Origin of the sequence: Candidatus Accumulibacter cognatus (assembly GCF_000584975.1) — a bacterium.
Lineage (GTDB): Bacteria > Pseudomonadota > Gammaproteobacteria > Burkholderiales > Rhodocyclaceae > Accumulibacter > Accumulibacter cognatus.
Window position 1 is genome coordinate 1 of record NZ_JDST02000081.1, and the last position, 26,258, is coordinate 26,258.

15 protein-coding genes and 1 tRNA gene are annotated in these 26,258 nt (G+C 63.8%); 11 read left to right on the forward strand and 5 right to left on the reverse strand.

Translation table 11 applies throughout. The features are described from left to right. The first annotated feature begins 164 nt into the window (after window positions 1-164). Both AW06_RS14950 and AW06_RS14955 read left to right on the forward strand, forming a co-directional pair. On the forward strand, window positions 165-3,473 hold the full coding sequence (locus AW06_RS14950; RefSeq protein WP_273704756.1) for an amino acid adenylation domain-containing protein: 3,309 nt from the start codon (window positions 165-167) through the stop codon (window positions 3,471-3,473). 85 nt (window positions 3,474-3,558) lie between these two features. Then, window positions 3,559-8,169 carry a type I polyketide synthase gene (locus tag AW06_RS14955; protein ID WP_273704757.1) on the forward strand — a complete coding sequence of 1,537 codons (4,611 nt, stop codon included), beginning with the start codon at window positions 3,559-3,561 and terminating at the stop codon, window positions 8,167-8,169. Window positions 8,170-8,291: 122 nt separating this feature from the next. Here AW06_RS14955 and AW06_RS14960 read toward each other — a convergent pair whose 3' ends face one another. After that, window positions 8,292-9,632, reverse strand: a complete 1,341-nt coding sequence (locus tag AW06_RS14960) for a hypothetical protein (RefSeq protein WP_273704758.1) — start codon at window positions 9,630-9,632, stop codon at window positions 8,292-8,294. An 83-nt stretch (window positions 9,633-9,715) separates the two neighbouring features. Next, window positions 9,716-11,557: a potassium transporter Kup gene (locus AW06_RS14965; RefSeq protein ID WP_273704760.1), complete on the reverse strand. Its 1,842-nt coding sequence runs from the start codon at window positions 11,555-11,557 to the stop codon at window positions 9,716-9,718. A 392-nt stretch (window positions 11,558-11,949) separates the two neighbouring features. Between AW06_RS14965 and AW06_RS14970 the strand changes: the two genes are divergently transcribed. The 3 genes from AW06_RS14970 (at window position 11,950) to murB (ending at window position 18,435) form a co-directional block, all read left to right on the forward strand. Then, window positions 11,950-13,332: a CorA family divalent cation transporter gene (locus AW06_RS14970; protein WP_138677421.1), complete on the forward strand. Its 1,383-nt coding sequence runs from the start codon at window positions 11,950-11,952 to the stop codon at window positions 13,330-13,332. A gap of 345 nt (window positions 13,333-13,677) precedes the next feature. Continuing rightward, complete coding sequence (gene metH / locus AW06_RS14975; protein ID WP_034951611.1) at window positions 13,678-17,385, forward strand: methionine synthase; 3,708 nt, start codon at window positions 13,678-13,680, stop codon at window positions 17,383-17,385. A 12-nt stretch (window positions 17,386-17,397) separates the two neighbouring features. Further along, window positions 17,398-18,435, forward strand: a complete 1,038-nt coding sequence (gene murB, locus AW06_RS14980; protein ID WP_034951612.1) for a UDP-N-acetylmuramate dehydrogenase — start codon at window positions 17,398-17,400, stop codon at window positions 18,433-18,435. A 36-nt stretch (window positions 18,436-18,471) separates the two neighbouring features. Here the strand turns inward: murB and AW06_RS14985 are convergent, their stop codons facing one another. Both AW06_RS14985 and AW06_RS14990 read right to left on the reverse strand, forming a co-directional pair. After that, on the reverse strand, window positions 18,472-19,329 hold the full coding sequence (locus tag AW06_RS14985) for a pseudouridine synthase (protein WP_138677419.1): 858 nt from the start codon (window positions 19,327-19,329) through the stop codon (window positions 18,472-18,474). A gap of 86 nt (window positions 19,330-19,415) precedes the next feature. Next, the gene (locus tag AW06_RS14990; protein ID WP_034929377.1) at window positions 19,416-19,760 is read right to left on the reverse strand and encodes an FKBP-type peptidyl-prolyl cis-trans isomerase; all 345 of its coding nucleotides are present in this window, start codon (window positions 19,758-19,760) and stop codon (window positions 19,416-19,418) included. A 309-nt stretch (window positions 19,761-20,069) separates the two neighbouring features. Here AW06_RS14990 and tcdA point away from each other — a divergent pair, with 309 nt between their 5' ends. After that, window positions 20,070-20,870, forward strand: coding sequence for a tRNA cyclic N6-threonylcarbamoyladenosine(37) synthase TcdA (tcdA, locus tag AW06_RS14995; protein ID WP_034951646.1), 801 nt, complete (start codon window positions 20,070-20,072; stop codon window positions 20,868-20,870). A 42-nt stretch (window positions 20,871-20,912) separates the two neighbouring features. On the opposite strand, the gene AW06_RS15000 is transcribed toward tcdA, so the two are convergent. Continuing rightward, entirely contained in the window at window positions 20,913-22,703 is a 1,791-nt protein-coding gene (locus tag AW06_RS15000; RefSeq protein ID WP_034951614.1) for a GGDEF domain-containing protein, read from the reverse strand. A 136-nt stretch (window positions 22,704-22,839) separates the two neighbouring features. Between AW06_RS15000 and AW06_RS15005 the strand changes: the two genes are divergently transcribed. The 5 genes from AW06_RS15005 (at window position 22,840) to ureC (ending at window position 26,257) form a co-directional block, all read left to right on the forward strand. Then, window positions 22,840-22,913: transfer RNA gene (locus AW06_RS15005), tRNA-Thr, on the forward strand. Between the two features lie 70 nt (window positions 22,914-22,983). Beyond that, on the forward strand, window positions 22,984-23,889 hold the full coding sequence (locus tag AW06_RS15010; RefSeq protein ID WP_324546896.1) for an urease accessory protein UreD: 906 nt from the start codon (window positions 22,984-22,986) through the stop codon (window positions 23,887-23,889). Between the two features lie 19 nt (window positions 23,890-23,908). Next, a complete protein-coding gene (locus AW06_RS15015; protein ID WP_034951616.1) occupies window positions 23,909-24,211 on the forward strand; it encodes an urease subunit gamma in 303 nt (100 codons plus the stop codon). 11 nt (window positions 24,212-24,222) lie between these two features. Further along, on the forward strand, window positions 24,223-24,531 hold the full coding sequence (locus tag AW06_RS15020) for an urease subunit beta (RefSeq protein WP_034951617.1): 309 nt from the start codon (window positions 24,223-24,225) through the stop codon (window positions 24,529-24,531). Between the two features lie 10 nt (window positions 24,532-24,541). Then, the gene (gene ureC, locus AW06_RS15025; protein WP_034951619.1) at window positions 24,542-26,257 is read left to right on the forward strand and encodes an urease subunit alpha; all 1,716 of its coding nucleotides are present in this window, start codon (window positions 24,542-24,544) and stop codon (window positions 26,255-26,257) included. Window position 26,258: the final 1 nt, after the last annotated feature.

Below are 26,258 nucleotides of genomic sequence, written 5' to 3' on the forward strand. Positions count from 1 at the left end.
ATTTGCGGAGATCACCTAATCTGTATAAGATGAGATATTTGATTCGATCTCCCTGCTGGCGGGTGCAATGCCAGCAAAAGGTCGAGCGTAGGGGCTGGCCGGAACGGCAGCAGCGGGCGGCAAGCCTATAAGAGCAAAACAATCTACAGGGTCAGGGAGTGATCATGTCTTGCCAAGTGAACGATGCCGCCTGTTGGGAACAGGCCGCGCGGTTGCTACCCACACGTCATCATGAATGCCCCATTCCTCGCCGGACGCCGGCCCAGGAACGAATCTGGTTCCTGGAGCAAGCCTATCCTGGCCACGCCCGCCTCCGCGTAGCCAGCGGCGCGCGCATCGTCGGGCCTCTCTGCACACACGCCCTGCAGAACGCCATTGACCGGGTCTTCGCCCGTCACGACGTGCTCCGGAGCAGTTTCGGAGCACCACCACAAACACTCTCCGCCACCCGCCCTGAACTGACCGTCGACAGCCTCTCGGAAGCGCCCGGCAGCGCTGCCCAAGCACTTGCGTGCCAGCGCTGGATCGCCGTCAACGCCGGCACGCCGCAGGATCTCGGCCAGCCGCCGCTGCTTCGGGCACACCTGCTGCGCCTCGCCGATACCGAGCACCTGCTGCTGCTGTGCGCCCACCGCTACATCTGTGACGAGGAGGCCCTCGACATGCTGCTTGGCGAGATCGCCAACAGCCTCGACGGCAGCCTGCCAGACGGCCCGTCGATACCGACCTTCGCCGATTTCGTCGCCTGGCAAGAGGCGCAGCAGACCACCCTCCTCACCCACTGGAGAGAACGCCTTGTGGGCGCGACAGAAGTGCTTGAGCTGCCGACCGACCGTGCCCGTCCAGCGATCCAGGGCCACCAGGGCGCCAGCCTGCCGCTGCCGCTGCCAGGACCGCTCGTAGACCGTTTGCGCGCGCTCGCGGCAAGGCACGCGCTGGACCTGCCAGGGGTATTCCTGGCGGCCTTTGCCGCCCTGCTGCAGCGCTACAGTGGCCAGAACGACCTGGTGATCGGACTGCGCAGCAGCTACCGGGCGCAAGCACCCTTTTCCCGGCTTGTCGGCCCGCTCGACAACATCCTCGTGCTACGCCTGCCGATTTCGGCTGACGCCGGCACCGATACCCTGCTGCAGCGCTGTGGCGAAGCCCTCGCGGATGCCCGCGCACACGCCGGACTGCCCTTCGAGCGCCTCATCGAAGCCCTGCAGCCCAGCCGCACACTGGGTTACGCACCGATCTGCCAGATGCTCTTCGACTACCGCACGGCGTCCGCCGCGACGCTGCCAGCCGGTGCCGTCACGCTGCACCCCTTCGCCGTCGATCTCGGCAGCGCCGACCATGACCTGAGCCTGCGTGTCGACGATGATGGCGATCATCTCGTCGCCCGCCTGATCTATGATCCGGCATTGTTCGACGAAACCACCCTGCAGCGAATAGCTGGCCACTATCTGAACCTGCTCGACGATCTCGCCGCCGACACCCGCAAACCAGCGGCCACGCTGCGCCTGCTTGGCGACAGCGAATGGCGGCAGCTTGTCGACGAGTGGAACGCCACCGACGGCGACTACCCGGCCGATTCGTCGCTAGCGCGCCTTTTCGAGATACAGGCAGATCGCAGTCCTGACGCGCCGGCCATTCTCGGCGTCGACACGGGCCTGAGCTACCGGGAACTCGACCAACGTTCCAGCCAGCTTGCGCACCACCTGCGTCAGATCGGCGTCGGACATGAAACCCTGGTCGGCGTCTCGATGGAACGTTCCCCCGAGTTGTTCGTCTCCGTCCTGGCGATACTCAAGGCTGGTGGCTGCTACGTGCCGATCGACCCCGGCTACCCTCGTCAGCGCGTCTCCGCCATGCTCGAAGACAGCGCCGTCGCACTGCTTCTCACCAAGACACGCTGGCTGGCAGTACTGCCCCCCCACCACGCCGAGGTGCTGTGTCTCGACCGCGACTGGCCGGCAATCGCCTGCCAGGCATCCACTCGCCCGCTCAGCCCGGCTGGCGCCGCCAGCCTGTGCTACGTGGTGTTCACCTCGGGTTCGACCGGGCGACCAAAGGGCGTCCTGGTCGAGCAGCGCCAACTTCTCAACCGCCTGGCCTGGATGTGGCGGGAATATCCCTTCGTTGCCGGCGATGTCTCCGCCTGCAAGACTGCCCTCAACTTCGTCGATTCGCTGTGGGAACTGCTCGGCCCCTTGCTGCACGGCGTGCCGAGCGTGCTCATCCCGCAACAGGCGCTCCTCGACCCGCAGAACCTGGTCGCCCTGCTCGCCGAATACCGCGTCACCCGGATGATGCTGGTCCCGTCGCTGCTGCGCATGCTGCTCGACGCGCACGAAGTGAGCAATGCTCCCAACCAGCTCGCCGCCCGCCTACCGCTGTTGCGCGAATGGTGCATCGGCGGCGAACCTCTCAGCACCGAACTCGCCCGGCGCTTCGCACGGGCACTGCCGGGACGACTGCTGCTCAACCTCTACGGCCTCTCGGAAGCCTTCGATGCCTGCTTCTTCGACGCCGGCCAGCTTGCCGACAGGGATACCCTGGTACCGATCGGCCGCCCGCTGGCCAACGTTCAGGCCTATATCCTCGACGCCCACCGCCAACCGGTACCCGTCGGCGTCATTGGCGAACTCTATGTAGGCGGCGCCGGACTCGCCCGCGGCTACCTCGGCAGCCCCGAATTGAGCACCGAGAAATTCATTCCCAACCCATTCCGCAAGGAAGCCGGCGCCCGCATCTACCGCACCGGCGATCTGGCCCGCTACCGCGCCAACGGGCTCATCGATTATCTGGGCCGTAGCGACCATCAGGTCAAGATCCGCGGCTTCCGTATCGAAACCGACGACGTTGGCAGCGTCCTTTGCAGTCACCCGGACATCCTGGAAGCGGTGATCGTCGCCCGTCCCGACGCCCACGGCGAACTCGCCCTTGCCGCCTACTATGTTGCCCGCACAGCCAGCGCCCTGGCAGCCGGCACGCTGCAGCCCTGGCTGCGCGAACGCCTGCCCGAGTACATGGTGCCCAGCAGCTACACGGCGCTGGCCGCTTTGCCGCTGACACCCAGCGGCAAAGTCGACCGCCTGTCGCTGCCCGCGCCCGACAACCGTCCGCCAGCGCCGGCCGCGCCCTATCTGTCCCCGGACGACGCGACCGAGCAAGCCATTGCGGCCATCTGGCAGGCGGTGCTGATGGTCGAGCGAGTCGGCAGCACCGACAACTTCTTCGAACTGGGCGGCACCTCGCTGCGCATGGTCGAGGTCAATCGCCGCTTGTGCGAGCACCTGCATCGCGCCATCCCGGTGCTGCAGATGTACCAGTACCCGACCGTACAGAGCCTGGCGCGCTCCCTCAACGCGGCAAGCGGCCTGTCGCCAGCCAGCCCGCCAGCCATCCAGGCCGGTCGGGACCGCGCCGTGCAACGCCGGGAAATGCAGAATCGCCGCCAGACCGCCGGCAGACGATCGCCCTCCTGAGCCACGGCAGTCGCGCAGCCCCCTTGAAGCAGGACTCAAACCGGACCTTCGCATCCCAGCAGCCAGTCAGAACCGAGTCACGACCATGAACCAGCCCGCTTCCATCCCCCACCCCAACGACATTGCAATCGTCGGCATGAGTTGCCGCTTTCCCGACGCCAATGACGTTTCCGTTTTCTGGCGCAACCTGGAACAGGGCGTCGAATCGATCAGCTTCTTTTCCGAAGCCGAACTGCTCGCCGCAGGCGTCGACCCCGCTCTCCTCGCCGACCCGGCCTACGTTCGCGCCGGTGCGGTGATCAACGACATCGACTGCTTTGACGCTGCCTTTTTCGGCTACAGCCCGCGCGAGGCCAGCCTGATCGAACCGCAGCAGCGGATCTTCCTCGAATGCGCCTGGGAAGCCCTCGAACGCGCCGGCTACACCCCCGCTTCGCATGGTCGTGCCATTGGCGTTTTCGCCGGCTCGGCGATGAACGGCTACCTGATCTACCACCTCGCCACCCGCCCGGACGTGGCGCCGTCGTTGTTCGACTTCCAGATCCAGATCGGCAACGACAAGGACTACCTGACCACCCGCGTCTCCTACAAGCTCAACCTCACCGGCCCGAGCATCAACATCCAGTCCGCTTGCTCGACCTCGCTGGTAGCGGTGCATGTCGCCTGCCAGAGCCTGCTCAACGGCGAGTGCAATCTGGCGCTGGCCGGCGGCATCTCGGTAGCCATTCCGCACCGGATCGGCTACCTCTACCAGGAAGGCGGCGTCAATTCCGCCGACGGCCATTGCCGGGCCTTCGACGCTGCTGCCCGCGGCACGGTGCTCGGCAGCGGTGTCGGCGTCGTCGCGCTCAAGCGCCTCGCCGATGCTCTCGCCGACGGCGACCACATCCACGCCGTGATCAAGGGCTCGGCGGTGAACAACGACGGCAATGCCAAGGTCGGCTACACCGCCCCCAGCGTCAGCGGCCAGGCGGCCGTGGTCACCGAAGCGCTGGCCATGGCCGGACTGACGGCCGACACCATCGGTTACATCGAAACGCACGGCACCGGCACGCCAATGGGCGACCCGATCGAGATACAAGCGCTCACCCAGGCCTTTCGCGAAAGCGGCACGCGCCAGGGTAACTGCGCGATTGGCTCGGTGAAGACCAACATCGGCCACATGGACGTCGCCTCAGGCGTGGCCGGGCTGATCAAGACCGCACTGATGCTCGAGCACCGGCGCATTCCCGCGTCGCTGCACTACCGCCGGCCGAACCCGGGAATCGACTTTGCCAGCAGCCCGTTCTACGTGAACAGCACGCTTGCCGAGTGGACACAGCCGGTCTGCCGCGCGGGTGTCAGTTCCTTCGGTCTCGGCGGAACCAATGCGCACGTGGTACTCGAGGAGGCTCCCACGCGTGCCGCCGCCAGTGCGTCGCGCGCCTGGCAGTTGATCCTCCTGTCGGCACGCACGCCCGCTGCACTCGACCGCATGACTGAACGTCTTGCCGATCATCTGCGCACAGCTCCGGTGCAGCCCCTTGCCGACATCGCCTTCACCCTGCAGACCGGCCGCGAATGCTTCGCGCACCGGCGCATGCTGGTCTGCCGCGACCACGACGGACTCGCCCAGGCGCTACTCGCGGGCGACCGCCAGCGCGGTGCCGAAGCGGTCTGCGAACGGCAGGATCGGCCCGTGGTATTCATGTTTCCCGGCCAGGGCGCCCAGTATCTGGGAATGGGGCGCGAGTTATACGACGCCGAGCCGCTGTTCCGCGCGGAAGTCGACCGCTGCGCCGAAATCCTGCTCCCCCAACTTGGCCAGGATCTGCGCCGCCTGATCTGGCCAGATCCCGAGGCCGGTGCGGCAGCGCTGCAGCAGACCTGGATCGTCCAGCCGGCGCTGTTTGTCATCGAATACGCACTGGCGCGCCTGTGGATCAGTTGGGGTGTCCGCCCGGTGGCGATGATCGGCCACAGCATCGGCGAGTACGCCGCGCTCTGCCTGGCCGATGTGATGACCCTGGCCGATGCCCTCAAGCTGGTGGCCGCGCGCGGCCGCCTGATGCAGGAAATGCCGGCCGGCAGCATGCTCGCCGTCGACCTGCCGGAAAGTGCCCTCGTCGATCTCGAAGCCCGCGGCCTGGCACTGGCCGGGGTCAACGCACCCGACCGCTGCGTGCTTTCCGGACCGACCGAGGCCATCGCCGCCTGCCAGCAACAGCTCGACGCCAGCGGCCAGCAGAGCCGCCTGCTGCATACCTCGCACGCCTTCCATTCGGCCATGATGGACCCGATCCTCGAGCGTTTCACCGCCGTGGTTGCAACGATCCCGCTACAGGCGCCGCGCCTGCCGGTGGTCTCCAACCTCAGCGGCACCTGGCTCAGCGCCGCGCAGGCCTGCGACCCGGCGTATTACGCCAGACACCTGCGGCACACCGTGCGCTTTGCCGAGGGCATCGGCTGTGCCGCCGGCAACGGCGACCCGCTGTTTCTGGAAGTCGGTCCCGGCCGCACTCTCGGCACGCTCGCCCAGCAATGCATGGCAAACTCCGACGCCCAGGGCGCGCTATGGTCGATGCGCCACCCGCAGCAGCAGGAACCCGACCAGACGATGCTGCTCGCCACCCTCGGCAAACTCTGGCTGGCCGGCGCCAGCGTCGATTGGGCCGGCTTCCATGCCAATGAAACGCGTCGCCGCGTGCCCTTGCCGGGCTACCCCTTCGAACGTCAACGCCACTGGATCGAACCCGGTCGACGGGTAGTGCAGACTGCGGCAGACGATCGCCCCTCAACACGGGCAACGCCCGGCAGGCGCCCTCTCGCCGACTGGTTCTACCTGCCTGCCTGGAAACAGTGTCCCCTCCCCGCCGGCAGCACGCCGGCCCGTGGACCGTGGCTGCTCTTCACCACCGGTGAAGGTTTCAGCGAACATCTCGCCGGACAACTACAAGCGGACGGACAGGCAGTGATCCGGGTTCTCCCCGGCACCCAGGCGGGCTGGAGTGGCGAGCGGCGCTACACCCTCGACCCGGCACGGCGCGCCGACTACGACAGCCTGCTGGCGGCATTGTCCAGCGCCGGCCAACTGCCGAAGACCGTCCTGCACGCCTGGAACCTGGCGCCGGCTGCCGGCGCCCCCGACCGGGAAAGCTTCGCCCGCGCCCAGGACCTCGGTTTCAACAGCCTGCTCTACCTGGCGCAGGCGCTGGGCGAGCGCGACTACACCGAAGCGCTCAGGATCGGCGTCCTCGGAACCGGCATCCAGGCCCTGACACCGGGCGAACAGCCCATTCCCGAACGCGCCGGCGTGCTTGCCGCCTGCATCGTCATCGCCCAGGAATACGCCAGTGTCGACAGCCGCTGCTACGACCTGCTTCCCCCGGCCGTCGGTTCCGCCGCCGAGCAGGCACTCGGCCGTCAAATCCTGCGCGAAATCGGCAGCGACGCACCGGATGCCATCGTCGCCTACCGCGACGGCGTGCGCTGGGTGCAGCACTACCAACCGCGGCATCTGGAACCCGTCAGCGGCCCGCCGGCCCGCTTGCGCCCGCAGGGCGTTTACCTGATCAGCGGCGGGCTCGGCGCAATCGGCTACGCACTCGCCGAGGAACTCGTACGCAGCGTGCAGGCGCGTCTGATCCTGACGGGTCGCAGCGCTCTGCCACCAGCCGCCGAGTGGGATACCTGGAGCGCCACGCACGGAACCGAACACCCGGACAACCAGCGCATCGCGCGCGTGCGCGCCCTCGAAAGGCTCGGCGCCGAAGTGCTCGTCGTCAGCGCCGATGTCGCCGACGACGACGCCATGACGCGCGCGCTGGCGCAGGCCAGGAGCCGCTTCGGACATATCGACGGCGTCATTCACGGCGCCGGCATCGTCGCCGAGCAGGCCTTCCTGGCCGTACAGGACACCCGGCCGGAGCACTGCGCCGAACACTTCCGCCCCAAGGTGGACGGCCTGCTGGTGCTGCACCGTCTGCTGCGCGACGACCCGCCAGATTTCTATATCCTGCTCTCGTCGATCTCGGCGGTGCTCGGTGGCCTCGGTTATGCTGCCTACGCTGCTGCCAACGCTTATCTCGACGCCTACGCTGCGCACGCATCGCGACAGTCTGGTCCAGCCTGGCTGTCCATCGGCTGGGATGCCTGGCTCTCCGCCGCCAGCGCGGACCGGCACGGCATGGGCGCGGTCGTCAATACCCTGGCGATGTCCACCGCAGAGGGGGTGGATGCCTTCCGCCGTATCCTCGCCGCCGACCTCGGTGCACAGGTGCTGGTATCCACCAGCGATCTCCCGACGCGCGTCGAGCAATGGGTCAAACGCAAGCCGCGCGCTGCCGCCACCCCGATGGCCGACGCCACACCGAGCATCACCTATGCCACTGCCATGCAGACGGCGATTGCCCGCATCTGGGAAAACGTCCTCGGCGTCAGCCAGATTGCTGCGCAGGACAACTTCTTCGACCTGGGTGGCGATTCCCTGCTCCTGATGGACGTCATCGCCCGCCTCAAGGCCGGCTACGGAATCGTCCTCAATCCACGCGAAATCATGTTCCAGACCCTCGCTCAGCTCGCCGCCCAATGCGAGGCACGACAAGCCGCGCAACAGCCCGCCGCAGCGGCAGGCGTGGCCACGCCGGCCGCCCCCCCTGAGCCGCAGCGTAAGGGTGGCCTGTTCGGGGCCTTGAAGCGGAAGATTCGTGCCGGATAGACGAACCACCTATCGAACACCCGTCCGCCGACGCACGCATTTGGCGCGATCTGCTGCGCCCCCGAGGGCTTCCAGGCCGGGTGCAAGCACAGCGCCGCCCTGATTTCCGAGAAATCGCCCTCTTACTGCAACGCGCCCGGCGACAGTGGCTTGCCGACCAAGAGCGGATGCTTGCCGGCGGGCAAGTGGAATTCCGCGCTCGGCGCCAGACTCTGCTCACGAACAAACCCGGGGTGCCTGGCTGTTCCGCGCAGCGGCGAGTTGCTAGGCAAACCGTACGCCAGCGCAGGTGCACCGACCAGCATCGATCGTTCAACGACCCGGTTGCCGTCATAGCGACCCGGCGCTTGTGGCGTGAAGTTGCTGCGCCCGACGAGCAGGTTGTTGATCGCCCAGACCTCGGTTTCCGGCGGCATGCGATCGATCCAGATGCGCAGGAAGCGGCCATCCGGCTTGTCGTCGATCAGCGTGTTGTGCGCCAGATACAGCGCGTTGTCTGGCCAGCGCTGACCCTCGGCGCCATAGGAGATCAGTTCCGGATTGTCTGTCGTCGCACTCTGCCCGATGACGTTGCCGATCACCCAGGCCACGCCGCCATTCGGGAACTCGAGTTCGTACGATGCGCTGCCACCGGCACCGTCGACGATCAGGTTGTACATGATCGCGCTTTCGCGCGCGCGCGACTTGATCAGGTGCCCACGATAGCCTTGCTGGAAACGGCTGCCGCTGACGCTCAGACGGGCGATGGCTCCGGCGTAGAGGAGGTGGTGCAGCATACCTGCATGCTTCGGCGCTTCGCCAAACTCGCTGTCTTCAACCTCGAGGACCATGTCCCCGAAATTGCTGGTCAGGATGCCCATCTCGTTGTCGAAAAACGCGCAACGAACCACTTTCAGATGGCCTTTTTCAAAGCGTATCCCGGCGCCGTTGCCACTCGGGACGCGCACTCCTCGGAACTCGATGTTCTCGATCGACATCTCGGCGTTGCGTACCACCCATAGTGCCTTGCCTTCCGCACTGTCACCGTCGGCAATCAGCAGCGGACGTTTGCCGGTGCCTCTGATGGTAAGCCGGTTTTGCGTCCAGACCACCGCCTGTTGCCGGTACTCACCTGAGCGGATCTCGATGGTGTCGCCGTCGCGAGCGATGCGCGCCGCTTCCTTGATGCTCGTGACCTGTTCGTGTGGGCCGACGACAATGGTCCGGCTGCTCGCCGCCGCATGCGGAGTTTTCTTTTCGGAAACCGGCTCCTGAGCAGCCGGCTTGCTGGCAGGCAGGCCATCGGTCACCGGCAAGTCACTGCTCTGACTTGTATTAGGGGGTCTGACCACCTCCAGTCGACCCTGCGCATTGCGCCGGATGCTGCCCAGTTCCTCGGGTGCCGGCGGCAGATTGTCCACCGGCATGGCGCGGGTGGTCACCCCGAGCACCACAAGGGCGGTGCACCATCTTGCGAAGCGCATCGCGTCCTGCACTGGCTGGCAGGCCCTTTGGCGGCCTGACATCTTCGGGTCTGCCGGAGGGTTGGGAATCGTCCTCTCGGGAATCAAGACAGCTCGACCTGTGCGCCCAGTTCGACGACCCGATTGGGAGGTATCTTGAAGAAGGCCGTGGCCGTATCGGCGTTGCGAAACATCCAGGTAAACAGGATCTGCCGCCATTTTGCCATTCGCGAACGCCTGGAAATCGGCATGCTGACGACCGTCTCGCGACCCAGAAAGAACGAGGTCTCCATCATCTCGAAATCCAGTCCCTGCGCTGCACAGAGTTCCAGGGCACGCGGCAGGTCAGGGTCGTCCTTGAAACCGTAGCGGACATAGACACGATGAAATCCTGCCGTCAGCCCTTCGACGCGCACACGCTCGTTTTCGGGGACATGCGGTACATCTTCGGTGGTGACATTGAGTAACACCACGCGCTCGTGCAACACCTTGTTATGATAGAGATTATGGAGCAGGGCACGCGGTACGCTCTCGGGATCGGCGGTCATGAAGATACCGGTTCCATCGACGCGCAAAGGTCCTCCGGCCGCAAGACTGGCAATGAAGTCCTTGATCGGTATCGAATCCTGCTTGAGTTTCTCATAAAGCAGTTTTCGTCCGAGCTTCCAGGTGGAAAGCAGCATGAATACCGAGACCCCAAGCGTCAGCGGGAACCAGCCGCCATCGAGAACCTTGATCACGTTGGCCGAAAAGAAGGCGAAGTCGACCACCACAAAAAACACCAGAAACAGCGCCGCGCGCGGCCAGCTCCACCGCCACAGGGCGCGGACGACGGCAAAGGCCAGGATCGTATCGATCATCATCGTCAGCGTCACGGCGATGCCGTAGGCCGAGGCCAGATTCGACGACGACCGAAAACCAAGCACAACGATGATCACCGTGATCAACAGCAACCAGTTGATGTTCGGCACGTAGATCTGGCCCTTTTCGCGTTCCGACGTGAACTTGACCCGGATACGCGGACAATAGCCAAGCTGCATGGCCTGGCTGGTCAGTGAAAAGGCCCCCGAAATCACCGCCTGCGAAGCGATCACCGTGGCTACCGTGGCCAGCACGATCAACGGGATCAGCAGGATTTCGGCCGGAACCATGTTGAAAAACGGATTCTCGATCGCTTTCGGATCGTTGAGGATCAGCGCTCCCTGACCGAGGTAGTTGAGATACAGCAGCGGGAAAACAAACGAGAACCACGCCCACTTGATGGCGCGGCGACCGAAATGGCCCATGTCGGCGTAGAGAGCCTCGCCGCCGGTAATTGCCAGCACCACCGAACCCAATGCCAGAAAGGCGAGACCCTGATGCTCGATGACAAAAACCAGTGCGTACCAGGGATTGATCGCAGCCAGCACCGCAGGATACTGAATCACGTTCCACAGGCCGAGAGAACCCAGGGTGGCGAACCAGAACATCATCACCGGGCCAAACAGCGCGCCGACGGCCGCCGTGCCATGCCGTTGAAACAGGAAAAGCCCGATCAGGATGGCAATCGTGGTCGGCAGGACGTAAGGGGTCAGCAAGGGCGTCGCCACTTCGAGCCCCTCGACCGCCGAGAGCACCGACATTGCCGGTGTGATCACGGCATCGCCGTAGAACAGTGCGGCGCCGAAAATGCCCAGCGCCGACATCAGCCAGAGAATCCGCGGCGACGCATTCGCCGTCCGCAGCGCGAGCGCGGTCAGCGCCATGATCCCGCCCTCCCCCCGGTTGTCGGCACGGGTGATGAACAGGACGTACTTCAGCGAAACCGTGACCGTCAAGGCCCAGAATACCAGCGAGAGGATACCCAGCACATTGGCTTCGGTGACCGCCAGGGGATGATGGCCGCCGAAGACTTCCTTGACGGTGTACAGCGGACTGGTGCCGATGTCGCCAAAAACGACGCCCATGGCCGCCAGTGCGGTAGCTGCCAGACCTGACTTCTCGCCGTGTGGCGCGTTTGTTGCCGTCACCGTCCCTCCCAGAACCTCAGTCGCGGGACATTGCCCGCGGTTGTGCCGTCATCGGCCGGCAAATCACTTAGGCTAGGATCGTCCCGGCAACCCTGGCGTTGCTGCGGCGCAGCACGCAGAGTTCGATTGTAGGACGAATGCGACCTCTCGACAAGGACATCACCGGAGGCGCATGGGGCACGGCCATTCACTGCCCCCTGCCTGCTGGCAAAAAAAGATTGCAAATTGTTTCCATGGTGAGAATAAGACCTCATTCAGGCGCTGCACATGTTTCAGCGGTGCTACAATCCGCACCCCTTTCTGCATCTGATCATCAGGGAGTCGAGAACATGGGCGAAGAAAGCAAAGGCAATGTCTCTGGCGCAGTCCCGATCAAGGGCATTGCCGATGTACACCTCACCGAGGTGCGCTCCCTGCTCTCTCTCCAGAAACTGGTTGAAGATCTCGTCCCGGAGCAGGACGGGCAGAACCAGGGGGAACTCGACCCGGAAATTCAGCAACAGTATCGCAAGGAACTTCGCGAGAAGCTCCGGCGGATGCCGCCGAAGGAAATCGCCTACATTCTGGAATCGCTGGACCCCAATGAGCGTTTGGTGGTCTGGGACGAAGTCAAGGAAGGCGCCGACCCGATCCTGGCGCTCCTCTCCGACGATGTCCTCGAAGAGTTGATCGATGACAGCCATTACCGCAATGAAAAAACCACGAGCACGGCCTTCGAGCTGCGTGATGGCCGCCTGCATCAGATCTCGGTCAGCGGCCCGGAGGATCTGAAGAACGTCCACCCGATCTGGGTGGATCTGGTGGCCCCGACCAAAAAAATCCGCGGCTGGATTGGCGAAATGTTCGACGTCGAGGTTCCGGACCCAGTTACCCTGACCGACCTCGAAGCGAGTGCGCGCTTCTATGTCGAGGACGACGGCGAGGTGCACCTGCACTCCGACTTCCTGCTTGATACCAAGGACGAATCGCGCAACGTTCCGGTTGCCCTGATTCTCCACAACGAAATCTTGTTTACCGTGCGTACCGAGGAACTGCCGGTGTTCCGCCTGCAGCGCGCGCGCGCTCGTACCCGGCCGGGCTACGTCACCGATGGCAAGGACGTTCTCATCGACCTTTACGCTGCAGACGTCGAGTACTCGGCCAACGCGCTGGAGGACGTCTACGGTGAGCTGGAGAAGGCCGGCACACAGGTGCTGCGGTCGCACGTGACCGACGTCGAGGCTTCGCACATCCTCGCGGCAGTTGCCGAAGCAGAAGATCTCAACGGACGGACGCGCCGCAGCGTACTCGATACCCGGCGTGCCTTGTCCTTCCTGTTGCGTGGCAAGTTGCTGTCGGACGCCCAGCAACTCGATGTGCGCGAAATTCTGCGCGACATTGAATCTCTCGACGGACACACCGCTTTCCTGTTCAACAAGATCAACTTCCTGATGGATGCCACGGACAGCGCAATCAACATCAACCAGAACAAGAAAATCGAGCGCCTGACCGTGCTCAGCGTCGTCTTCATGCCGATCAACGTTCTCGCCGGTGCCGGCGGCATGTCCGAGTTTTCAGCCATGGCGCAGGCACTCGACTGGCCGATGCCGCTCGCCTACACGGGTTTCTTTCTCGGCATGGGCGTAGTCGGATCGATCATGTTCTTCGGCCTGCGGCTCTTCGAAAGGCGACAACCCAAGCGTCCGCGTGCGGAGAACCGCAGAACCTCCTGATTAAACCCGGCACACCCGTTGTGAGGGCGGGTTCGGAGCCAGCCAGCCGTAGCGAGACCCGTTGCAGCAGTCGCAGGCACCGTTGCCACCCAACGACGACGGGTCGAGATGAGCGTGCAGGCGTGCGGGCTGCCTTGACAAGGGATGGCCCGGCGGGTAGATTCGCACGCCTGCCCTGCTCACCCCCAGGGTTGGCGCCGATTTGACTTGAGCAGATTGCGGGCGCGTTAAAAATGCCGCTAAAGCGAGGCCCTCATCCAGACCCGTCGAGCTTTGCACCGACGGGTTTTCTGTTTTACAACCACAGACCAGCAAAGAAACCGGGGGAATTCACCCATGCCATCCATGCAAGCTGACCGCACCGACGAACTGAAAGCCCTCCTCGAAAAGCACATTCTGGTTCTCGACGGTGCCATGGGAACGATGATCCAGCGTCAGGGCCTGCAGGAGGCGGATTATCGTGGCAGTCGCTTCGCGACGCATGCGCACGATCTCAAGGGTAACAACGACCTGTTGCTGCTGACTCGACCAGAGGTCATCCGTGCGATCCATGCCGAGTATCTGGCCGCCGGCGCCGACATCATCGAGACCAACACCTTCAACTCGACCAGCGTCTCGCAGGCCGATTACCATCTCGAAGCCCTCGTATATGAGCTGAACGTGGCCGGCGCGCAACTGGCGCGGGCGGTGTGCGATGAATTCACCGCCAGGGACCCGGCCAGGCCCCGCTTTGTCGCCGGCGTCATCGGGCCGACCTCGCGCACCGCTTCGATCTCGCCGGATGTCAATGACCCCGGCTACCGGAACACCAGCTTCGACGAACTGGTCGGCACCTACGCCGAAGCCATCCGCGGACTCTGCGATGGCGGCGCCGACCTCCTGCTGGTCGAGACTGTTTTCGACACGCTGAACGCCAAGGCAGCGCTGTTTGCCATTGAACGACATTTCGATGAGGTCGGTCGCCGCTGGCCGGTGATGATTTCCGGGACGATCACCGACGCCTCGGGACGGACTCTCTCGGGGCAGACCGCCGAAGCGTTCTGGAACTCGCTGAACCATGTCCGTCCGCTGAGCTTCGGGCTCAACTGCGCCCTCGGTGCCGGCGAGTTGCGCCAGTATGTCGAGGAATTGTCGCAACTCTGCAACTGCTTCGTTTCGGCGCACCCCAATGCTGGCCTGCCGAATGCTTTCGGCGGCTACGATGAAACACCGGCACAACTGGCCGCCGAAATCGCCGACTGGGCAAGGAAAGGTTTCGTCAATATCGTCGGTGGCTGCTGCGGCACCACGCCCGAACACATCGCGGCGATCGCCAGCCATGTTGCTGATGTCAAGCCGCGCGCCATCCCGGTGATCGAAAGGAAGCTGCGCCTGTCGGGTCTCGAGCCCTTCAACGTCGGCAAGGAGTCGCTGTTCGTCAATGTCGGCGAGCGGACCAATGTCACCGGCTCGCGTGCCTTTGCGCGCATGATTCTCGAAGGCCGCTTCGACGATGCGCTGGCGGTTGCTCGCCAGCAGGTCGAAAACGGCGCGCAGGTGATCGACATCAACATGGACGAAGCGATGCTCGATTCGCAAGCGGCCATGGATCGCTTCCTCAAGCTGATCGCCGGCGAACCGGACATCGCGCGCGTGCCGATCATGATCGACTCGTCGAAATGGGAGGTCATCGAGGCGGGTCTCCAGTGCATCCAGGGCAAGGGCATCGTCAACTCGATCTCGATGAAGGAGGGCGAGGCCGAATTCCTGCGCCAGGCCAGGCTGGCGCGCCGCTATGGTGCGGCGGTGGTGGTCATGGCTTTCGACGAAAGCGGGCAGGCCGACACCTATACGCGCAAGACCGAAATCTGCGCGCGCGCCTATCGACTGCTCACCGAACACGCGGCTTTTCCACCCGAGGACATCATCTTCGACCCGAACATCTTCGCTATCGCCACCGGCATCGAAGAGCACAACCACTACGCCGTCGACTTCATCAAAGCCTGTGCATGGATTCGCGCGCACCTGCCGGGTGCGCAGATTTCCGGAGGAGTATCCAATGTCTCCTTCTCGTTCCGCGGCAACGATCCGGTTCGCGAAGCGATCCACACCGTCTTTCTCTACCACGCGATCCAGGCCGGACTGTCGATGGGCATCGTCAACGCCGGCATGCTCGGGGTCTATGACGAACTGGACCCGGCGCTGCGCGAAAAGGTCGAGGATGTAGTCCTGAACCGCCGCCCCGATGCCGGCGAGGCGCTGGTCGAATTTGCCCAGACGGTGCGCGAAGGCAAAACCAGGGACAGCGGCCCCGACCTCGCCTGGCGCGAACTGCCGGTCGATGAGCGTCTCTCGCATGCCCTGGTCAAGGGAATCACCGATTTCGTCGTCGCCGATACCGAGGAATGCCGTGCAGCGCTGGAAGCCGAAGGCAAGCCACCACTGTCGGTCATCGAAGGCCCCTTGATGACCGGCATGAACGTCGTCGGCGACCTCTTTGGCGCCGGCAAGATGTTCCTGCCACAGGTGGTCAAGTCGGCACGCGTGATGAAACAGGCGGTCGCGCACCTGATTCCCTTCATCGAAGCCGAGAAACTGCGCACCGGCGTCCGCAGCAAGGGACGGATCGTCATCGCTACGGTCAAGGGCGACGTGCACGACATCGGCAAGAACATCGTCGCTGTGGTGCTGGGCTGCAACGGCTACGAGGTCATCGACCTCGGCGTCATGGTTTCCTGCGACAAGATCCTGCATGCTGCCAGGGAACATGCTGCACAGGCCGTCGGCCTGTCCGGCCTGATCACCCCGTCGCTCGAGGAAATGAGCCATGTCGCGGCTGAAATGGAACGTCTCGGTTTCGCCGACGCGGTCGATGGTAGCCCACCGGTACCGCTCCTGATCGGCGGGGCAACGACCAGCCGTGCGCACACGGCGATCAAGATTGCGCCGAACTATTCCGGACCGGTGGTCTATGTCCCCGATGCCTCACGCGCGGTCGGCGTCGTCACCCGCCTCCTGTCGACCGACCATGCCGCAGCTTTTCGGGATGAGATCGTTGCCGACTACACCAAGGTGCGCGCGCAGCACGCCAACAAGAAGGGCATTCAGCTGGTAACGCTGCCAACGGCGCGCAGCAATCGCTTCGTGTGGAACAACGATCCTGGCTATCGACCGACGGCGCCGAAAAAGCCGGGGCTGCACGTGCTGCGCAATGTCGACCTCGCGACCCTCGCCGATTTCATCGACTGGGGACCTTTCTTCCAGACCTGGGATCTCGCCGGCAGCTACCCGAAGATCCTGGAAGATGAGCTGGTTGGTCCGACCGCCCGGACCGTGTTCAGCGACGCGCAGGCCATGCTGGAAAGGGTCGTCAGCGAGAAGTGGTTAAGTGCCAACGCCGTCTTCGGCCTCTTCCCGGCCAACGCCGTCGGTGACGACATCGAAATCTATGCCGACGAATCACGCAGCGAGAAATTGCTGAGCTGGCACAACCTGCGCCAGCAACATGAGCGCCCGGCGGGCAAGCCGCACTACTGCCTGAGCGACTATGTGGCCGAACGCGGCACGCCGGACTGGATCGGCGCCTTTGCCGTCGGCGCGGGTTTCGGCATCGAGGAAAAGCTCGCCGAATTCGCCGCCGCCCATGACGATTACCGTTCGATCCTGCTGAAGGCGATCGCCGACCGCTTGGCCGAAGCCTGTGCCGAATGGTTGCACGCAGAAGTACGGCGCGACTACTGGGGCTACGCCAGCGACGAAATGCTCGACTGCCAGGCGCTGATCCGTGAGCACTATCGCGGCATCCGGCCGGCGCCCGGCTATCCGGCCTGCCCCGATCATACCGCCAAAGGCCCGCTCTTCGAATTGCTCGATGCGCCGCGCAATGCCGGCATGGGTTTGACCGAATCCTTCGCCATGACGCCCGCGGCAGCGGTTTCCGGTTTCTATCTGGCACACCCGCAGGCGCATTATTTTGCAGTCAGCAAGATCGCCCGTGACCAGCTCGAAGACTGGGCGCAGCGTACCGGTTTCAGCGTCAGCGAGGCACAGCGCTGGCTGGCGCCGCTGCTCTGAGGTGCTCGCCTGATGAGTGACCGGCCACAGCCGGATTTCGTGACGGGTAATGTCGAACTGGCGACGCGGACAACACTGGCCTTGCCCGGCCGAGCCGCGCTTTATGCCGAGATCACCGCTGCCGCTCAACTGGCGCAACTCGCCGGTAGCGGCGGGCCACGCCGCTTCGTTCTCGGAGGGGGCAGCAACCTGGTGCTCTCTGGCGACTTTGACGGTTTGCTGCTGCACATGGCGATCGCTGGCCGGCAGTTGGTCGCCGAGGATGACGATGCCTGGTATGTGCGTGCGGGTGCCGGCGAGAACTGGCATCAACTGGTCGGCTGGACACTCGCGCAAGGCTGGCCGGGCCTCGAAAATCTGGCACTGATTCCCGGCACGGTCGGCGCAGCACCGATCCAGAACATCGGCGCCTACGGGCTGGAAATCGCCGATCGCCTCCTGTCGCTCGAAGCCTGCGACATGCAAAGCGGCAAGATGCTGCATTTCGATCGCGCAGCCTGCCGTTTTGCCTACCGCGACAGCGTCTTCAAACAACAGAGCTGGCACCTCGACGGTTCTCGGGTAATCACGCACGTGACTCTCCGCCTGCCGAAAGCCTGGCAGCCCCTGACCAGTTATCCCGACCTGGCGGCCGAGTTTGATCAACAACAGATCACCCACCCGAATGCCCGGCAAATCGCGGCGGCAGTGATCCAGGTCCGCCGCCGCAAACTGCCCGATCCGGCAGTATTGCCCAACGCCGGCAGCTTCTTCCACAACCCGCTGGTGGACACGGAAACCGGTGAGCGACTGGCCAGACGGTTTCCGGGTCTGCCGCGTTACCCGCAGGGCGATGGCCGCGTCAAGCTCGCCGCCGGCTGGTTGATCGAGCAGTGCGGCTGGAAAGGCCGCAACCTCGGCCGAGTGGGAATGTACGAAAAGCAGGCGCTGGTGCTGGTCAATCGCGGCGGCGCTTCGGGAACCGAGGTGATCGCTCTGGCTACAGCCGTGCAGACCGATGTGCGCGCGCGTTTTGGCATCGAACTGACGCCCGAGCCGGTTTTTCTCTGAACGGTCGGCAAACCGGATGCGCGCCGCCAGGATCCGTCAGAACCTTTCGCCGGGGCGCAGGAAGCGCCATTGACCGAGCGGCAGGTCGCCGAGTCTGACGGCCCCGACGCGCACGCGCTTTAGGCCGGTCACGCGCAACCCGACCAGCTCGCACATCCGCCGGATCTGTCGTTTGCGCCCCTCATGGAGGACGAAGCGAAGCTGATCGCCGTTGAGCCATGCGACCTGGGCCGGCTTCAGCTTGCGCTCATCCAGGCTGAGCCCGTGCTGCAGCAGGGCCAGGCCCCTGGCGTCGAGATGCCCTTCGACACGTACCAGATACTCCTTGTCGATCATCGAGTTCTCGCCAATCAACTGGCGCGCCACTCGCCCGTCCTGGGTCAGGACGAGCAGGCCTGTCGAATCAATGTCGAGCCGGCCTGCGGGTGCCAGTCCCTTCAGGCAGGACGGATGGAAAGCCGGCGTGTCCGGCGTGCGATACTGTGTCTCTGGTCGAATCAGGGTCACTGCCGGCTTGCAGCCAGGTTCCGGCTGTCCCGAGACATAGCCTACCGGCTTGTGCAGCAGAATCGTCAATCTGCTTTGCTGATTCGCCTGCGCCTGCCGGTCGAGGGTAATGACGGCATCCGGATGCGCGCGCGTTCCGAGTTCGCTGACCCGCCGACCATCCACGAAAACCCAGCCTCGCGCGATGTATTCATCCGCATCGCGGCGCGAGCAAAGACCGCGTTCTGCCATCAGCTTGGCAATGCGTACGCCATCAGGCGGCACCCTGCCCGCCACTTCCGGGACGGACGAGGCGGGCGATATGCTGGTGCGGGGCAACAACCCGGTCTCTGTCTTGTGCGCTGGCCCGCCGGCCACACGGGCCGCGGGCGGCTTGTACCGGGTCATGCCTGGCAATGACCGGCCGATACCCGCCTCGGCCGGCCGTGTCCCGGAGAGCGGGCCTGGCTTCTTGCGTGGCCGGTCGGCCATCCTCAGGCGATGTCGAGCAGCTCGATCTCGAATACCAGCTTCGCGTTTGGCGGTATCAATTTTCCGGCGCCACGGGCACCGTAAGCGAGATCGGCGGGAATGGTGAGCTTACGGATGCCGCCGACGCTCATCCCCGGCACGCCTTCTTCCCAGCCGGCAATGACGTGTTTCCCGTCGAGCGGAAAACGGAAGGGTTCGTTGCGATCGACGCTCGAATCGAATTTCTTGCCATCGGCCAGCCAGCCCGTGTAATGCACGATGACGTGCTGACCGGCGCTGGCGGTGGGACCGCTGCCAACAATGATCTCTTCGATCTGTAAGCCACTGGGTGTGGTGACAATAGGCATGTGATGTGAACTCCTGATCAAAAAAACCACAAGTTTAGCCCAGCATGGCATCTTGCGGCCAGTTGCATGCAGACAATTACCGCACGGACTGCATGCGGACTGCCGGCGCCCGACTCCTGCCGCGAATGTTGCCGCCTTGCCCTGGGCGGCATGCACTTGCACCCTGGCTTTCGGTTACACTCGGCAGCACCCTTTGCCGGAAATACGCCCCATGCACAGCCAGACCCGCAACGCCACCTGCCGACAGCGAGGGAGGCGCGAATCGATCAAGCCATGCCGGCAGAGCATCCGGCGACCCCCGAAGACTCCATGAGCAAAACGCCTGTCGATCGGTTGCGCCGCTTCGGCGGGATTGCCCGCCTCTATGGCGAGGATGCCTTGCAGCGCTTCGAAAACGCCCATGTTGCGGTGGTCGGCATCGGTGGCGTCGGTTCATGGGCGGTCGAAGGATTGGCACGTTCGGCGGTCGGCAGGATCACCCTGATCGATCTCGACATGATCGCCGAGTCCAACGTCAACCGTCAGGTACACGCGCTCGATGGTGAATTCGGCAAGGCCAAGGTCAGTGCCATGGCGCAACGGATCCATGCCATCAACCCGGATTGCGTGGTCAGCGAAATCGAGGATTTCGTGACGCCGGAAAACGTTGAAGCGCTGCTTGGCGGAGACTTCGATTACCTCATCGACGCCATTGATCAGGTGCGCACCAAGGCGGCGATGATCGCCTGGGCAAAACGTTGTAGAGTGCCGCTGATCACGGCTGGTGGCGCCGGTGGCCAGATCGATCCAAAGTGCATCCGGATGGCCGATCTTGCTTTCACCATCCAGGATCCGTTGCTCGCCAAAGTGCGCTCGCTACTGCGCAAAGACTACGGCTTCCCTCGCGAGGCGAAGAAGAAATTCGGGGTCCCGGCGGTATTTTCCAGCGAACCCCTCCGCTACCCTGAGCGCGGCAATTCCTGCGAGCAGCCACGGACGCTGATTGGCCTGAGCTGTGCCGGCTTCGGTTCGTCGGTTTGCGTGACGGCGCCTTTCGGTCTGCTGGCCGCCGGCGAAGTACTCAAGCACCTGGCCGGCAACCCATCGCCGCTGGCGGGTGGGCCAAACTGAAAAGTATCTTCCGTGCACCACCGCGCTGCCGGTACCTGCAGATCAGCCGATCATGACCCGGTTCTTCCCCGCCTGTTTGGCCGCATACATGGCCTCGTCCGCGCGCTTGGTGACCGATCCCTGTGTATCGCCGGGCTGCAGATGGGTCACGCCGGCGCTGAAGGTGATCAGTCGTCGGTCGTTGTTGTGCAGGAAAATGCGTCGGGTCAATTCCCGCTGCAGACGGACAATGGCCGTCTGCGCATCCTCGACCGAGGTGTCCGGCAGGATGATGATGAACTCTTCGCCGCCAAATCGGGCGACCGTGTCTTGCGGCCGCATCGTCTCCCGAATCACGGTCGCCAGGTGTATCAGGGCGGCATCGCCGGCATCGTGACCGAGCGTGTCGTTGAGTTTCTTGAAATTGTCAATGTCGAGCAGGGCCACGCAGAGGATCGCCTGGCGACGCTGCGCACGTGCGACCTCCTTATCGAACGCCTCATCAAGCCCGCGACGGTTGAGGGTCCCGGTCAGCTGGTCATGACGAACCAGCATGCTCGCTCGGTCGAGTTCCAGTTCCAGTTCGCCGATTCTCGTTTCGGCTTCGCTGACGCGCTGTTTCGCGGTGCGCAGGTCGTCACGCGAGCGTTGAGCGTTGAGCTGAATGATGCGTGTCTCATGAATCACATCGGCGAGGACATCTTCGAGCTGCGAGATGTCCTCGGCCATGCTGATCCGGTGCGCACAGAGCTCGAGCTTGTCGTGATAGTCGGAGGTCGAGTCGGCGAATTCTGCCAGATGATCGACAAAGCCGGCCAGCATCTGCTTGAGGCTTTCCTTGGCTTCGTTGAGGCTGCGTTTGAGCTGGCTCTGCTTGAAGATGACTTCCTTGAGCCGACTCTCGGCATCACCAATGGCACGGATGCTCAAAGGATTGGAAACGATGTCGCGAACGATTTCAATCTGTCCCGCCAGCCACCGGTCTTCGGTAACCAGCTCGCCCACGTTCTTGATCAGCAATTGCAGTAGGTTGAGCAAACCCGCGCGCAGTTCGGTACGATCCTCTGCAAGAATCTCCAGACGGAATGCAAAGCGCTTGACTCCAGCCAGCAGGCCTTGCAGCGCGGCAGACGAAGTGGCGCTGCGGGTCTTGTGCACCAGCATGCGAGCATCGGCGGCAAGCTCCGGTTCATCCGCAAGTTGTGTCTCGATGATCACTTCGAGGGTGTACGCGAAGATGTCGCGAAGTTCACCCGACAACTCGTTCGTACGCGGCGAACTGTCTGCGCCGGCCTCAGCGGCGAGCGGCAAGCTGGTCTCGGTCTCTGTATTTGTGCCAGACTCGACCAGAGGGATTTCCCCATCGGCCGGTCCACTGCCCGACCACGACCTGACCAGGCCCTGCAGTCGTCCGAACAGCAGCTCACTATTGCCCGCAGCGGCTGCCAGCACTCGCTCGAGTGCTTCACGCTTGCGCGCCACGGTCAGTCCGGCGTGCTTGTTTTCCCACTGGCGCAGGAAGTCGCGGAACAACTCGCTCCAGGGCAGCTCGTGCTCATTGGCGAGCTGCTTGACCAGGTCGGCCACCCCGTCGCGAAATTCATCCCAGTTCTTGCCCTTGAATGCCTGTTCGAATCGCTTCACCAGCTTTTGCTGAACGGCAGTCTCTCTGGGCAGAGCGGTCTGTAGCGCCTGCAGCTCGCGTTTGGGGAAAGCTTCTGCGAGATTGCCGGAGGTGCCCGCAATCTCGTTATAGATGTCCCGATAGTTCTCGGGAGAGGGAGAAATGCGCCGGGCAGCCAGCAGACGAAGGGTCTCGCGAGCAATTTCCGAGGGATTCGAAAGGGATGGCATGGGGTTCTACCGGGAAAACAGTCAGGTCATTCTAACAGTGGGATCTCGATGCCAGGCTGCTTGCGCCTGGCAAGGAATCCGGAGATGATACAGCAAGCATCAAGGTCGGCTATAATTCGCTCCAGAGATGCCTATTGCCCCCGTAGCATGAAGGTCGTGCAGTTGATTTGTAATCATCAGGTGTTGGTTCGATTCCGACCGGGGGCACCAGGAAACAAGCGCTTGGGCCAATCCGACGAGATTGGCCCAAGTGCGTTCTGGGGCCGGACTTGAACGAATCGTGAACGCGCATGGAACAGAATGGGGATCTGGCGGCCCTGTCGGTCTGACGGCGGCACTGGCGACGGCCATCGAAGAAGCGGCACGTCCCGGCTGGCAGGCACGGCTGGCGCTCGGTTTCGAGCGTCGTGCAGAGGCCACGCTGCTGGTAAGGCGCGAGCATTGCGGGCCGTTGCGCGTACAGAAAGCGCTCTATCCGGAGGGTCCGGCGGTCTGTCATGCGATTGTCCTGCATCCGCCCGGGGGCATCGCCGGCGGCGACCGACTGGACATCTCGCTGGCCGCGGGAGCCGGTGCGCATGCATTGTTGACCACCCCAGGCGCCGGCAAGTGGTATCGTTCGGGAGGGCGTCCTGCGCAGCATGTGTTGAACATTAGCATTGGGCGCGCGGCCGTCATCGAGTGGCTGCCACAGGAAACGATCGTCTTCGACGGTGCCGACGCACGGATGCATACGCACGTCCAACTGGCCGCCGGTGGCATGTTCTGCGGCTGGGAGATACTCTGCCTGGGTCGCACGGCTGCCGGCGAATGCTTCAGCTACGGGCAGCTCGACCTGGCGACACGGATCGAAAGCGAAGGACGGCCGCTCTGGGTCGAGCGCGGTCGACTGTCGGGTAGCTCGGCCTGGCTCGACGCGGCTGCCGGTCTGGCCGGCAGACCGGTCAGCGCAACCCTGCTGCTTGCGGGAACGGTGGTGCAGCGAGAATGGCTCGACGCCTGTCTGGCGGTTCCGACCACCGCAAGCCTGTTGACCGGGATCACGGCACTGCCCGAGGTGCTGGTGGCGCGTTGCCTGGCGCCCTGTACCGAAGCGGCACGCGCTTGGTTGAGCGAAGTGTGGAAACGGTTGCGCCCGGCGGCGCTCGGCAAAGCAGCCATCGTGCCACGCATCTGGAGCACTTGAATCGCTTTGAGGAAGACGCATGGAACTGACCCCGAGAGAAAAGGACAAGCTGTTGATTTTCACCGCCGCTTTGCTCGCCGAACGACGCCGGGCGCGTGGCCTGAAGCTTAACTACCCGGAAGCGGTGGCCCTGATCAGCGCCGCGATCGTCGAAGGCGCCCGCGACGGCCGCACGGTCGCCGAGCTGATGAGCTACGGCACAACGCTGTTGCGTCGTGCCGACGTGATGGAAGGCGTGCCGGAAATGATCCACGATATCCAGGTCGAAGCAAGCTTCCCGGACGGCACCAAGCTGGTGACCGTACATCACCCGATCATTTGAGGAACTGAACGATGATTCCCGGAGAAATGCGGATCGAAGAAGGCGACATCGAACTCAACGCCGGTCGTGCAACGACCCGCCTGAGCGTCGCCAATACCGGCGACCGGCCGATCCAGGTCGGTTCGCATTACCACTTTGCCGAAACCAATGCCGCGCTGGTTTTCGACCGCGTCGCGGCGCGCGGTTGCCGACTCGACATTGCCGCCGGTACCGCGGTACGCTTCGAACCCGGTCAGACGCGCAGCGTACAACTGGTGGCGCTGGCCGGCGAGCGCCAAGTCCATGGCTTCAATGGCCGGGTAATGGGAAAATTGCCATGAGGATTCGGTCATGAGCGTCAAAATCTCGCGGCAGGCTTATGCCGAAATGTTCGGCCCAACCGTCGGCGATCGTGTACGTCTCGCCGACACGGAACTGTGGATCGCCGTCGAAGACGATTTCACCATCTACGGTGAGGAAGTCAAGTTCGGCGGTGGCAAGGTGATCCGTGACGGCATGGGGCAGGGTCAGAAGCCCGCCGCCGAAGTCGCCGACACGGTAATCACCAACGCGCTGATCGTCGACCACTGGGGAATCGTCAAGGCCGACATCGCCATCAAGGGCGGCCGCATCGCCGGCATCGGCAAGGCCGGCAATCCGGATATCCAGCCGGGCGTGACCATCCCTATCGGCGGCGGTACCGAGATCATTGCCGGCGAGGGAATGATCGTCACCGCCGGCGGCATCGACAGCCACATCCATTTCATCTGCCCGCAACAGATCGATGAAGCCCTGATGTCGGGGGTGACGACCATGCTTGGCGGCGGCACCGGGCCGGCCACCGGCACCTACGCCACGACCTGCACGCCGGGACCCTGGCACGTCCAACGCATGCTCGAAGCGGCCGACGCTTTCCCGATGAACCTCGGTTTCTTCGGCAAGGGCAATGTCTCGCTGCCGGAACCATTGCGCGAGCAGGTACGCGCCGGCGCCATCGGCCTCAAGCTGCACGAGGACTGGGGCACCACCCCGGCGGCGATCGACAACTGCCTGGCGGTGGCCGACGAGATGGACGTGCAGGTGGCCATCCACACTGACACGCTCAACGAATCCGGCTTCGTCGAAACGACGCTCGCCGCCTTCAAGGGGCGCACCATTCACACCTTCCATACCGAGGGCGCCGGCGGTGGGCATGCGCCCGACATCCTGCGTGCCGTCGGCGAGACCAACGTCCTGCCTTCCTCGACCAACCCGACGCGCCCGTACACCGTCAATACCGTCGATGAGCATCTCGACATGCTGATGGTGTGTCACCACCTCGACCCGGCGATCGCCGAAGACGTCGCTTTCGCCGAAAGCCGCATCCGCCGCGAGACGATCGCCGCCGAAGACATCCTGCACGACCTTGGTGCGCTGTCGATGATGTCGTCGGATTCGCAGGCGATGGGACGCGTCGGCGAAGTGATCATCCGTACCTGGCAGACAGCGCACAAGATGAAAGTCCAGCGCGGTCAGCTGCCGCCGCCGAACGGTCAGGTCGAATCCACGCACGACAACTTCCGTGTCAAGCGCTACCTCGCCAAGTACACCATCAATCCGGCAATCACGCACGGCATCAGCGATCTCGTCGGTTCGATCGAGGTCGGCAAGCTTGCCGACCTGGTGCTCTGGAAACCGGCTTTCTTCGGCGTCAAGCCATCCTTGATTCTCAAGGGCGGAATGATCGCTGCGGCTGCGATGGGTGACGCCAACGCATCGATCCCGACGCCACAGCCGGTGCACTATCGGCCGATGTTCGGAGCTTTCGGCGGTGCGCGCAAGACCTCGGTGACCTTCGTGTCGCAGGCGGCGCTTGACCATCCGGAACTCGCGGCGCTGCGACTCGCCAAGCCGCTCTTTGCCGTCCGCCGGACGCGCACGCTCGGCAAGTCCGACATGATCCATAACACCTCGACACCGAAGATCGAAGTCGATCCTGAAACCTATGCCGTGCGCGCCGACGGTGAACTGCTGGTCTGCGAGCCGGCCAGCGTGCTGCCGATGGCGCAGCGCTATTTCCTGTTCTGAA

What these genes read in the sequence shown, in the direction of transcription:
- AW06_RS14970 (WP_138677421.1), top strand. Translation starts at nt 11,950, where the DNA reads ATGGGCGAAGAAAGCAAAGGCAATGTCTCTGGCGCAGTCCCGATCAAG.
- AW06_RS15000 (WP_034951614.1), bottom strand. Translation starts at nt 22,703, where the DNA reads ATGCCATCCCTTTCGAATCCCTCGGAAATTGCTCGCGAGACCCTTCGT.
- AW06_RS14965 (WP_273704760.1), bottom strand. Translation starts at nt 11,557, where the DNA reads ATGGGCGTCGTTTTTGGCGACATCGGCACCAGTCCGCTGTACACCGTC.
- metH (WP_034951611.1), top strand. Translation starts at nt 13,678, where the DNA reads ATGCAAGCTGACCGCACCGACGAACTGAAAGCCCTCCTCGAAAAGCAC.
- ureC (WP_034951619.1), top strand. Translation starts at nt 24,542, where the DNA reads ATGAGCGTCAAAATCTCGCGGCAGGCTTATGCCGAAATGTTCGGCCCA.
- AW06_RS15015 (WP_034951616.1), top strand. Translation starts at nt 23,909, where the DNA reads ATGGAACTGACCCCGAGAGAAAAGGACAAGCTGTTGATTTTCACCGCC.
- AW06_RS14950 (WP_273704756.1), top strand. Translation starts at nt 165, where the DNA reads ATGTCTTGCCAAGTGAACGATGCCGCCTGTTGGGAACAGGCCGCGCGG.
- tcdA (WP_034951646.1), top strand. Translation starts at nt 20,070, where the DNA reads ATGAGCAAAACGCCTGTCGATCGGTTGCGCCGCTTCGGCGGGATTGCC.
- AW06_RS14985 (WP_138677419.1), bottom strand. Translation starts at nt 19,329, where the DNA reads ATGACCCGGTACAAGCCGCCCGCGGCCCGTGTGGCCGGCGGGCCAGCG.
- AW06_RS15020 (WP_034951617.1), top strand. Translation starts at nt 24,223, where the DNA reads ATGATTCCCGGAGAAATGCGGATCGAAGAAGGCGACATCGAACTCAAC.
- AW06_RS14960 (WP_273704758.1), bottom strand. Translation starts at nt 9,632, where the DNA reads ATGCGCTTCGCAAGATGGTGCACCGCCCTTGTGGTGCTCGGGGTGACC.
- AW06_RS14990 (WP_034929377.1), bottom strand. Translation starts at nt 19,760, where the DNA reads ATGCCTATTGTCACCACACCCAGTGGCTTACAGATCGAAGAGATCATT.
- AW06_RS14955 (WP_273704757.1), top strand. Translation starts at nt 3,559, where the DNA reads ATGAACCAGCCCGCTTCCATCCCCCACCCCAACGACATTGCAATCGTC.
- murB (WP_034951612.1), top strand. Translation starts at nt 17,398, where the DNA reads ATGAGTGACCGGCCACAGCCGGATTTCGTGACGGGTAATGTCGAACTG.